At 64.7% G+C, this 9,647-nt stretch carries 8 protein-coding genes and 10 tRNA genes; 7 read left to right on the top strand and 11 right to left on the bottom strand.

All coding sequences use genetic code 11. From position 1 onward, the window contains the following. Nucleotides 1-66 precede the first annotated feature (66 nt). The 10 genes from C6W88_RS04535 to C6W88_RS04490 form a co-directional block, all read right to left on the bottom strand. Nucleotides 67-141: transfer RNA gene (locus C6W88_RS04535), tRNA-Gly, on the bottom strand. A gap of 53 nt (nt 142-194) precedes the next feature. Further along, nucleotides 195-270, bottom strand: a tRNA-Glu gene (locus tag C6W88_RS04530). A 3-nt stretch (nt 271-273) separates the two neighbouring features. Then, a tRNA-Gly gene (locus C6W88_RS04525) sits at nt 274-348 on the bottom strand. 53 nt (nt 349-401) lie between these two features. Further along, a tRNA-Glu gene (locus C6W88_RS04520) sits at nt 402-477 on the bottom strand. Between the two features lie 3 nt (nt 478-480). Further along, nucleotides 481-555, bottom strand: a tRNA-Gly gene (locus tag C6W88_RS04515). Nucleotides 556-582: 27 nt separating this feature from the next. Beyond that, nucleotides 583-658: transfer RNA gene (locus tag C6W88_RS04510), tRNA-Glu, on the bottom strand. A 3-nt stretch (nt 659-661) separates the two neighbouring features. Beyond that, nucleotides 662-736, bottom strand: a tRNA-Gly gene (locus C6W88_RS04505). Nucleotides 737-763: 27 nt separating this feature from the next. Then, nucleotides 764-839 (bottom strand) — tRNA-Glu (locus tag C6W88_RS04500). Nucleotides 840-843: 4 nt separating this feature from the next. After that, a tRNA-Gly gene (locus C6W88_RS04495) sits at nt 844-918 on the bottom strand. 40 nt (nt 919-958) lie between these two features. Then, nucleotides 959-1,034 (bottom strand) — tRNA-Glu (locus C6W88_RS04490). A gap of 305 nt (nt 1,035-1,339) precedes the next feature. Here C6W88_RS04490 and msrB point away from each other — a divergent pair. The 5 genes from msrB (at nt 1,340) to ggt (ending at nt 7,426) form a co-directional block, all read left to right on the top strand. Beyond that, nucleotides 1,340-1,738 carry a peptide-methionine (R)-S-oxide reductase MsrB gene (gene msrB / locus C6W88_RS04485; RefSeq protein ID WP_045994885.1) on the top strand — a complete coding sequence of 133 codons (399 nt, stop codon included), beginning with the start codon at nt 1,340-1,342 and terminating at the stop codon, nt 1,736-1,738. Between the two features lie 271 nt (nt 1,739-2,009). Further along, complete coding sequence (gene ylqF, locus C6W88_RS04480) at nt 2,010-3,044, top strand: ribosome biogenesis GTPase YlqF (protein WP_108131590.1); 1,035 nt, start codon at nt 2,010-2,012, stop codon at nt 3,042-3,044. A 108-nt stretch (nt 3,045-3,152) separates the two neighbouring features. Beyond that, nucleotides 3,153-4,382 (top strand): pyridoxal phosphate-dependent aminotransferase, encoded by a 1,230-nt coding sequence (locus tag C6W88_RS04475; protein WP_045994887.1) that lies wholly within the window; start codon nt 3,153-3,155, stop codon nt 4,380-4,382. A 185-nt stretch (nt 4,383-4,567) separates the two neighbouring features. Next, complete coding sequence (gene htpX, locus C6W88_RS04470; RefSeq protein WP_045994888.1) at nt 4,568-5,467, top strand: protease HtpX; 900 nt, start codon at nt 4,568-4,570, stop codon at nt 5,465-5,467. A 219-nt stretch (nt 5,468-5,686) separates the two neighbouring features. Continuing rightward, a complete protein-coding gene (gene ggt / locus C6W88_RS04465; RefSeq protein WP_108131589.1) occupies nt 5,687-7,426 on the top strand; it encodes a gamma-glutamyltransferase in 1,740 nt (579 codons plus the stop codon). Nucleotides 7,427-7,628: 202 nt separating this feature from the next. On the opposite strand, the gene pdxB is transcribed toward ggt, so the two are convergent. Then, the gene (gene pdxB, locus C6W88_RS04460) at nt 7,629-8,813 is read right to left on the bottom strand and encodes a 4-phosphoerythronate dehydrogenase PdxB (RefSeq protein ID WP_108131588.1); all 1,185 of its coding nucleotides are present in this window, start codon (nt 8,811-8,813) and stop codon (nt 7,629-7,631) included. A gap of 186 nt (nt 8,814-8,999) precedes the next feature. Here pdxB and C6W88_RS04455 point away from each other — a divergent pair, with 186 nt between their 5' ends. Both C6W88_RS04455 and C6W88_RS04450 read left to right on the top strand, forming a co-directional pair. Then, on the top strand, nt 9,000-9,281 hold the full coding sequence (locus C6W88_RS04455) for a hypothetical protein (protein WP_108131587.1): 282 nt from the start codon (nt 9,000-9,002) through the stop codon (nt 9,279-9,281). A gap of 2 nt (nt 9,282-9,283) precedes the next feature. Continuing rightward, a complete protein-coding gene (locus C6W88_RS04450) occupies nt 9,284-9,634 on the top strand; it encodes a hypothetical protein (protein WP_045994891.1) in 351 nt (116 codons plus the stop codon). The last annotated feature ends 13 nt before the right edge of the window (nt 9,635-9,647 follow it).

Genomic DNA, 9,647 nt, shown 5'->3' with positions numbered 1-9,647 from the left:
GCTCAGGCGACTGTTGCTGCTTCTGGCGATGTGCTTTTCACAGGTATTTGAGACGCTTCTCGATACTGGAGCGGGAAACGAGATTCGAACTCGCGACCCCAACCTTGGCAAGGTTGTGCTCTACCACTGAGCTATTCCCGCTTGATCGATGCAGTCCAACGATGTCTTCATCGTGTCCTGCCTGCGCTGCGAAGTGGCGTCCCATAGGGGGTTCGAACCCCTGTTCCCGCCGTGAAAGGGCGGTGTCCTAGACCACTAGACGAATGGGACGCATGGAGCGGGAAACGAGATTCGAACTCGCGACCCCAACCTTGGCAAGGTTGTGCTCTACCACTGAGCTATTCCCGCTTGATCGATGCAGTCCAACGATGTCTTCATCGTGTCCTGCCTGCGCTGCGAAGTGGCGTCCCATAGGGGGTTCGAACCCCTGTTCCCGCCGTGAAAGGGCGGTGTCCTAGACCACTAGACGAATGGGACGCATGGAGCGGGAAACGAGATTCGAACTCGCGACCCCAACCTTGGCAAGGTTGTGCTCTACCACTGAGCTATTCCCGCAAACGCATCGCAAATTGTACCGGAAAGTGGCGTCCCATAGGGGGTTCGAACCCCTGTTCCCGCCGTGAAAGGGCGGTGTCCTAGACCACTAGACGAATGGGACGCATGGAGCGGGAAACGAGATTCGAACTCGCGACCCCAACCTTGGCAAGGTTGTGCTCTACCACTGAGCTATTCCCGCAAACGCATCGCAAATTGTACCGGAAAGTGGCGTCCCATAGGGGGTTCGAACCCCTGTTCCCGCCGTGAAAGGGCGGTGTCCTGGACCACTAGACGAATGGGACGCATTGGAGCGGGAAACGAGATTCGAACTCGCGACCCCAACCTTGGCAAGGTTGTGCTCTACCACTGAGCTATTCCCGCGCTGCGCACTACTGCCGCATTCCGGCCTCGAGATTCGAGTTGGCGTCCCATAGGGGGTTCGAACCCCTGTTCCCGCCGTGAAAGGGCGGTGTCCTGGACCACTAGACGAATGGGACGCATCCGCCTCGTCTCATCTCGAGGTGGCGCGTATGTTACTGAGCACCCTCAAAAGTGTCAACCCCGGCTGAAGGATTTCCTGCTCGATTCAGCGCCCTTCTCTATATAGGCTCTTTCTATACGCATTCGCTCTCCATCGACGCTTTAGCCACCCTCCCCTGCATCGTGGAACGCAGGAGTTGGTCAAACTGCAGCAAACGTCTTAGCTTGAATACCGAGGCTGCGACTTTGATGCAGTCGTGGGTGCCGCATCGACGCGAACCACGATGCGCAAGCCTCGACCGAACGTCACGGGAGACCGTCCATGCGCAAGAAGATCGAGAAGTCCGACGCCGAATGGCGAGAGCAGCTTACCCCGGAGCAGTACCACGTCACCCGCGAAAAAGGCACGGAACGTCCCTTTACCGGTGACTACCAGATCACCGAGGTGCACGGCATCTATCACTGCGTGTGCTGCAACGCCCCCTTGTTTGAAAACGAGCACAAGTTCGACGCTGGCTGCGGCTGGCCCAGCTTCGACCGCCCGCTGTCCTGCGAAAGCGTGCAGCGCCACGAGGACACCAGCCACGGCATGCACCGCATCGAGGTCACCTGCCATCGCTGCGATGCCCACCTGGGCCATGTGTTCCCCGACGGGCCGACCAGCACCGGAGAGCGCTTCTGCATCAACTCGCTGGCCATCGACTTTCATGAGGGGGAGTAGGCGTTGAGCCATCCCCTGGCCTACGCCTCAGACGTCTCTCTCCCCTTGCCCCTTTCCTTCTCGCTGCAAGCCCCTGTGCCCGCCGCCAGGTGTTTTTCGGCGGGCCTGGCGCGCTTGTCGCCCGGACCTTGCGACCTCGCCTCCCGCCGTGTGCGACCCTGCCCTCCATCATCTGCGGCCTTGTCATCCACCGCTCGCGACATTTGCCTCGCATTTCCATAAGATGGGGAGCCATTTGCGCAACACCCTTTAGAAAAGGCAGGAGAACGAGATGCTGGGCTGGTTTCCGGGACATATGAACAAGGCGCGACGCCAGATTCTCGAGGCGCTGCCGGAAATCGACGTGGTCATCGAGGTGCTGGACGCGCGCCTGCCCTATTCCAGTGCCAACCCGATGCTGGCGAGCCTGACCCGCCACAAGCCGGTACTCAAGATCCTGTCCCGAGCCGATCTGGCCGATCCTGAGGGTACCCGCGCCTGGACCGCCCACTTCGACGCCCAGCCAGACACCCGCGCCCTGGCGGTGACCACCACCAATACCCGCGAGCTCAAGCGCATTCCCAAGCTGTGCCATGAACTGGCTGGCCAGGTGCGTGCCGACCGCGACGTGCGAGTGATGGTGATGGGCATCCCCAATGTCGGCAAATCGACGCTGATCAATGGTCTGGCGGGACGCACCATCGCCAAGACCGGTAACGAACCGGCGGTGACCAAGCGCCAGCAGAAGGTACGCATCCAGGGTCGCGTGGCGCTGACCGACACCCCGGGCGTGCTGTGGCCAAAGATCGAGGATCAGGCCAGTGCCTATCGTCTGGCGGCCAGCGGCGCCATCCGCGATACCGCCATCGACTATGTCGATGTGGCCCTGATCACCGCCGCCGAGCTGGCCAAACGCTATCCAGAGGCGCTCAAGGCACGCTATAAACTCAAGGCGCTGCCGGCCTACGAGGCCAATCCCGACGCCGACAAGGTCGAGGCCGACGGAGACGCTCGCCCGGACCTGATGGCGCTGGCCGGCTTTGATGGCCACGCCATCCTCGCCGAGATCGCCGCCAAGCGCGGTGGCCTGCGCGCCGGTGGCGAGATCGACCTGCACCGCGGCAGCGAGGTGCTGTTGCACGAACTGCGTGACGGCAAGCTCGGGCGCCTGACCCTGGAGACCCCGGAGGACATCCCGGCGCCTGAGGAAGCCGCTGTCGAGGCCGAGGAAGATGCCTCGGAAGACGGCTCGCAGCAGGCCCCGGAAGGCACCTCGAGGGAAGCACCTCACCAGGGCGGCCAGGGCGAAGCGGCGAGCGACGACTAGGCCGCACGCCCGGCCACCGCCGCCCCGGCAACGCATCGACAGGACTCACCAACAACGACACTCCCGCCCCGGCGGGCACGGACACACGGACCCAGCGAGACCCGCGCCATGGACACGCCCACCCTTTCCAAGTCTCACAAGCTCGACAACGTCTGCTACGACATCCGCGGGCCCGTGCTCGAGCACGCCAAGCGGCTGGAGGACGAAGGACAGCGCATCCTCAAGCTCAATATCGGCAACCCGGCGCCGTTCGGCTTCGAGGCGCCGGAAGAGATCCTGCAGGACGTGATGCGCAATCTGCCCACCGCCCAGGGCTACTGCGACTCCAAGGGGCTCTACTCGGCGCGCAAGGCGATCATGCAGGAGTGCCAGCGCAAGGAGATCCCTGGCGTAGGTATCGAGGACATCTACATCGGCAACGGCGTCTCCGAGCTGATCGTGATGGCCATGCAGGCGCTGCTCAACGACGGCGACGAGGTGCTGATCCCGGCCCCCGACTACCCGCTGTGGACCGCTGCGGTGAACCTGTCCGGCGGGCGTGGCGTGCACTATCTGTGCGACGAACAGGCCGACTGGGCGCCGGCGATGGACGATATCCGCGCCAAGGTGACCAGCCACACCCGCGCCATCGTCATCATCAACCCCAACAACCCCACCGGTGCGGTCTATCCCCCCGAGGTGCTGCGCGAGCTGCTCGACATCGCCCGTGAGCACAACCTGGTGGTGTTCTCCGACGAGATCTACGACAAGATCCTCTACGACGACACCGTGCACGTGGCTACCGGGGCACTGGCCAGCGAAGACCAGCTGGTGGTGACCATGAACGGTCTGTCCAAGAGCTACCGCTGCGCCGGCTTTCGCAGCGGCTGGATGACCCTGTCCGGGGCGGTGGCACGTCAGCGCGCCAACGACTTTATCCAGGGCCTGACCATGCTGGCCTCGATGCGCCTGTGCGCCAATGTGCCCGCCCAGCACGCCATCCAGACCGCACTGGGGGGCTACCAGTCGATCAACGACCTGATCCTGCCCGGCGGGCGCCTGCTGGCCCAGCGCGACATCACGGTGGAAAAGCTCAACGCCATCCCAGGGGTCAGCTGCACCACGCCCAAGGGGGCGCTCTACGCCTTTCCGCGCCTGGACCCCAAGGTCTTCAATATCCAGGACGACCAGCAACTGGTGCTGGACCTGCTGCTGCAGGAGAAGATCCTGCTGGTCCAGGGTACCGCCTTCAACTGGCCCGACCCGGACCACGTGCGCATCGTCACGTTGCCCTGGGCCGATCAGCTCGGCGACGCCCTGGATCGCTTCGCCCGCTTCCTCTCGCGCTATCGCCAGTAAGCGGTCACGCCGACGTCATCGCCGGGTGCCAGCATCGAATCCGCTATCTCGACGCTGGCACGGTGATAGCGTCATCCGCGCCCGGGCGCTTGAAACTTGTCGCTCCAGGGCTTATCTAAGCATCTGATTCCTCCCGTCGAGCCGATTGGCTCGGCAGGTTTCCTTCCTTACGGAGAATGTCGGCAATGATGAGAATCCTGCTCTTCCTGGGCACCAACCTGGCGGTGATCCTGGTGGCGAGTATCACCCTGCGCCTGCTCGGCGTGGAGCCCTACCTCAACGCCCAGGGCATCAACTTCAACAGCCTGCTGATCTTCTGCTTCGTGTTCGGCATGGCGGGTTCCATGGTGTCGCTGTTCATCTCCAAGTGGATGGCCAAGCGCTCCACCGGCACGGTGATCATCGAAAATCCCTCCAACGCCACCGAGCAGTGGCTGGTCGACACCGTCGCCGAGCTGGCCCGCGAAGCCAACATCAAGACCCCGGAGGTCGGCATCTTCCCGGCCCAGCAGTCCAATGCCTTTGCCACCGGCTGGAACAAGAACGATGCGCTGGTCGCGGTGTCCGCCGGCCTGCTCAACCGCATGCAGCCCGAAGAGATCAAGGCGGTGCTGGCCCACGAGATCGGCCACGTCGCCAACGGCGACATGGTCACGCTTGCCCTGATTCAGGGCGTGCTCAACACCTTCGTGATGTTCTTCGCCCGGGTGGTCGCGCAGGTGGTCGACAGCTTCCTGCGGCGTGACGACAACGAGGGCCTCGGCTTCTTTGGCTACATTGCCGTGGTCATGGTCGCCGAGATCGTGTTCGGCATCCTGGCCTCGATGATCGCCGCCTGGTTCTCGCGCTTCCGCGAGTACCGCGCCGACGCCGCCGGGGCCAAGCTCGCCGGTTCCGGCGCCATGATCAATGCCCTGGCTCGACTCAAGGCCGAGACCCAGATGCCCGACCAGATGCCGGACACCCTGACCGCCTTCGCCATCACCACCGGCCAGACCCGCAAGCTGATGGAAAAGCTGTTTGCGAGCCACCCGCCGCTGGACGACCGCATCCGCGCGCTCAAGGAAGCCGCCTACCGCCAGTAAGCGCACACTTGATGCGCTCGCAACGCCCCCGCCCGGCCCTGCCTGGCGGGGGCGTTATCGTTGGAGCCGGCTTTCACTTACTCCTCTCGGCACACCCAGGATCGCTTCGCCATTTGCGCGTACGCCTCGTCACGACAATAGTTAAGCAGCGTACAACGAGGCGTTCTGGCCGCACGGCCAGCGGCCTGCAACGATCTACCGAAAACACGAGGGTATGCCATGTCAGTCTCCTACTCCCTGCGCGGGGCAATCGCAGGCTCGGCGCTAGGGCTCGCTCTGGGTCTCGTCTCGACCTCGGCGCTGGCCGACAGTCAGGCGATCCTGGAAGGTGAACGCTTCCATCCTGAGGTCAGTACCCGCGGCATGGTCGCCACCAGCCACTTCCTGGCCTCCGAGGTGGCCCGAGAGGTGCTGGCCAACGGCGGCAATGCCGTGGACGCCGCCGTCACCGCAGGCTTTGCGCTGGCGGTCACCCAGCCGCGTTCGGGCAATATCGGCGGCGGCGGCTTCATGCTGATCTCCGACGAGAACAGCGATGAAGTCATCGCCATCGACTACCGCGAAAAGGCGCCCAAGGCGGCCTACGAGACCATGTTCCAGGACGACAACGGCGACGCTGTGGCCGAGTTGTCCCGCTACACCCACAACGCCGCCGGCGTACCCGGCACCGTGGCTGGTCTGGCACTGGCGCTGGAGCGCTACGGCGCCATGAGCCTGGCCGAGACCCTGGCCCCGGCCATCAAGCTTGCCGAAGAGGGCTTCGCCGTGCCCCAGCGCTTCGTCGACGGCATCGACAGCGCCAGCGAACGCTTCGAGCCCTGGGAGGCCAGCCGCGCCAAGTTCTTCAAGGAGGATGGCTCGCGCTACCAGGTCGGCGACATCTACCGCCAGCCGGACCTGGCCGCCACCTTGAAGCGCATCGCCGAACAGGGCCCCCGTGAGTTCTACGAGGGTGAGACCGCCGAGCTGATCGCCGCCGAGATGGAGCGTCACGACGGCCTGATGACACTGGAGGATCTGGCCAGCTACGAGGCCACCGTGCGCGAGCCGGTGCATGGCAGCTACCGTGGCCACGACGTTTACGCGATGAGCCCGCCGTCCTCCGGTGGCGCCCATATCGTGCAGATCCTCAACATCCTCGAGGACGACGATATCGGCGAGCTGGGCTTCAACTCGGCCCGCACCATCCATCTGATGGCCGAGGCGATGAAGCGGGCCTACGCCGATCGCTCCCAGTACCTGGGTGACACCGACTTCGTCGAGGTGCCCCTGGCCGGGCTGACCTCCGAGGAGTACGCCGCCGAGCTACGCAGCGATATCGCCGCCGACCAGGCCACCCCGAGTGCCGATATCGCGCCAGGCAACCCGCTGCCCTACGAGTCCAATGAAACCACCCACTTCTCGATCGCCGACGGCAACGGCCTGGCGGTGTCCAACACCTACACCATCAACTTCAGCTATGGTTCGGGCATCGTGGTCGACGGCGCCGGCTTCCTGCTCAACAACGAGATGGACGACTTCTCGGCGAAGCCCGGGGTACCCAACGCCTACGGCCTGATCGGCGGCGAAGCCAACAAGATCGAGCCGGAGAAGCGCATGCTGTCGTCGATGACGCCGACCATCGTCAAGCGCGACGGCAAGAACTACCTGATCACCGGCAGCCCCGGTGGCTCGCGCATCATCACCACCACCCTGCAGGTGCTGATGAACGTGATCGACCACGACATGAATATCCAGGCGGCGGTCAGCATGCCGCGCATCCACCACCAGTGGCTGCCCGACGAAATCCGTATCGAACAGGGCGTCAGCCCCGACACCCTGGACCTGCTGGAGAGCATGGGCCACACCGTCAACCAGCAGGAGGCCATGGGTGCCGCCCAGTCGATCCTGATCGAGGACGGCGTCTTCTACGGCGGCGCCGATCCGCGCCGTTCCACCTCCTCGGCCATGGGGCTGTAACCTGCTGACACCCAGGCAACGCCAAGACTTGGCCGCAACACACGATGGAAGTCGCAGTAGAGGGTGTCCGCCCCAACAGACAAGGGCCCGGCGCATGGCGTCGGGCCCTTGGGGTGTCCATGCAGCTGGTCGGGCAAGACCACTTGGGCGGCGGTACCGTCTGTGTCAGCAGGTGCCGTCTGTGTCAGCGGTGCCGTCTGAGTCAGCGGCAGTCCACTTGAAAGCCGGCCCCGGACAGCAGGGGCGCCAGCTCCTGCGCCTGGCCGACAAGCTCCAGCGTCAGGGTCGAAAACTCACGACGCAGCGGATAACTCGCCCGACACTGATCAAAGCCCTTGCCCGGGTCATCGACGGCCATGGCTCGCAGCAGTCGATCATGATCGCGCCGCGGGTCATACACCGCCCGCATGCAAAGCGCCAGCGCCTCCTCCGGCGACAGGCCGCCATCGAGCACCAGGCGTGACAACGCGGGAGCGGGCAGCAGCTCCGCGAGGGAAACCCTTTCCCCCAGCCCCAGGTGGGCCACCAGCGCCTGATGGATCTGATGGGTACCGCGCAGCTTGCCGTCCAGGCTATGCCCCGCGATATGGGGCGTGGCCAGGGCGACCTGGTGCGCCAGTACCTGGTCGATGGAGGGCTCTTCCTCCCACACGTCGAGCAGTGCGGCGAGGTCATCACCGCGAGCCAGGCGTCGGCTCAGCGCCTGACCGTCGACGCAGTCGCCACGTCCGGCATTGAGCAGCAGCGTACCGGGCGCCAGCGCCTCGATGCGCCGGGCGTCGAGCAGGTGGCGAGTAGCGTGGCGTCCCTCGCGCACCAGCGGGGTATGCAGGCACAGCACGTCGCAGCTGTCGATCAGGGCGTCCAGCTCGACAAAGTCCTGGCCGTTCTCGTCACCGGCTCTGCTGCCGGCTTCTCTCTCTGCCCTTGGTGGGTCGCACAGCCGGTGCTCGATGCCCATGGCAGCCAGACGGGCCGCCAGCCGGCCGCCTACATTGCCGACGCCGACGATACCCACGCGACGCTCGAGCAGCGACTGACCACGACGCTCGCAGGCCAGCATCAACGCCGACAGCACGTAGTCCACCACCGGCTCGGCATTGCAGCCAGGGGCGCTTGCGAAGGTGATGGCATGGCGCGCCAGGGCGGCCTGGTCGACGTGGTCGGTGCCAATGGTGCAACTGCCGACGAAAGACAGCGGCGAGCCCTTGGCCTTGGCGGCCTCGATCAAATCGGCGTCGAGACGCGTAATCGAGCGAATCACCAGGGCATCCACATCGGCCAGGCTGTCGGCGTCGATCTCGCGCCCCGGCCGACGGCTGACCTGGCCAAGCGGCGCAAAGCAGGCATCGGCGGCGGGCACGTTGGCATCGACAAGAATCTTCATGGGGCTCCCCGGGTCGCAGGTATCGGGCTCCCGGTCATGCAACCGGGCTATTTGTGGATTAGCCTCAAGGGCTTACAATGCCCATGATAACCATAATGGAAACACTGCAAAGGCTTTATCAGCGTTTCCAGACACGGAGCCGGCGCCCGCCCTCCGTAGCCACCAAGTGATATGACGGGAGTCGCCGTGATCGTCCGCTGGGAAACCGACCATGACTATGTCCTCGTGCACGTGCACCAGGACATGTTCGGCGACTGGATCTTCAGCCGTGCCTGGGGCCAGATCGGTACCCAGTTCGGCGGGCTCAAGCATCAGCTGGCCGATGACTACGGTCAGGCCATGATGTGGCTGGAAGACGAGAAGACCATCCTCGGATCGCGAGGTTTCACCAAGGTCCTGGAAGCCGACGACCATAGCCCGGAAGGCCGTGAGGCCATGGGGCAACTGTCACTGCTGGACGGCCACTGAACATGGCGGACACCTCCCCTGCCAGCCTGGCTCCCCGACTGCGTGCCCTGCTGGAGAGCCTGCCCGACAGCGCCCTGCCGATCACCTACCAGCAGGCCGCCGAGGCCCTCGGACTCACCCCGCCACGCACCATCCGCCGGGTGGCCGAAGCCCTGGAAATCACCATGCGCGAGGACGTCGCGGCCGAACGACCGCTGATCGCCGCCCTGGTGGTCAGCCGCCAGGCACCCCAACTGCCGGGCCCTGGCTTCTTCGAACTGGCGGTGGCACTGGGGCGTCTTGACGAGGAGCCGACGTCACATCTCGAGGCCTACCAGCGAGAGCTGGCGGCTGCCCTGGCGACCCGCCGCTAACGCGGTGGCCGCC

Source organism: Halomonas litopenaei, from assembly GCF_003045775.1.
GTDB lineage: Bacteria > Pseudomonadota > Gammaproteobacteria > Pseudomonadales > Halomonadaceae > Halomonas > Halomonas litopenaei.
This window is presented reverse-complemented; position numbering and strand designations above follow the sequence as displayed.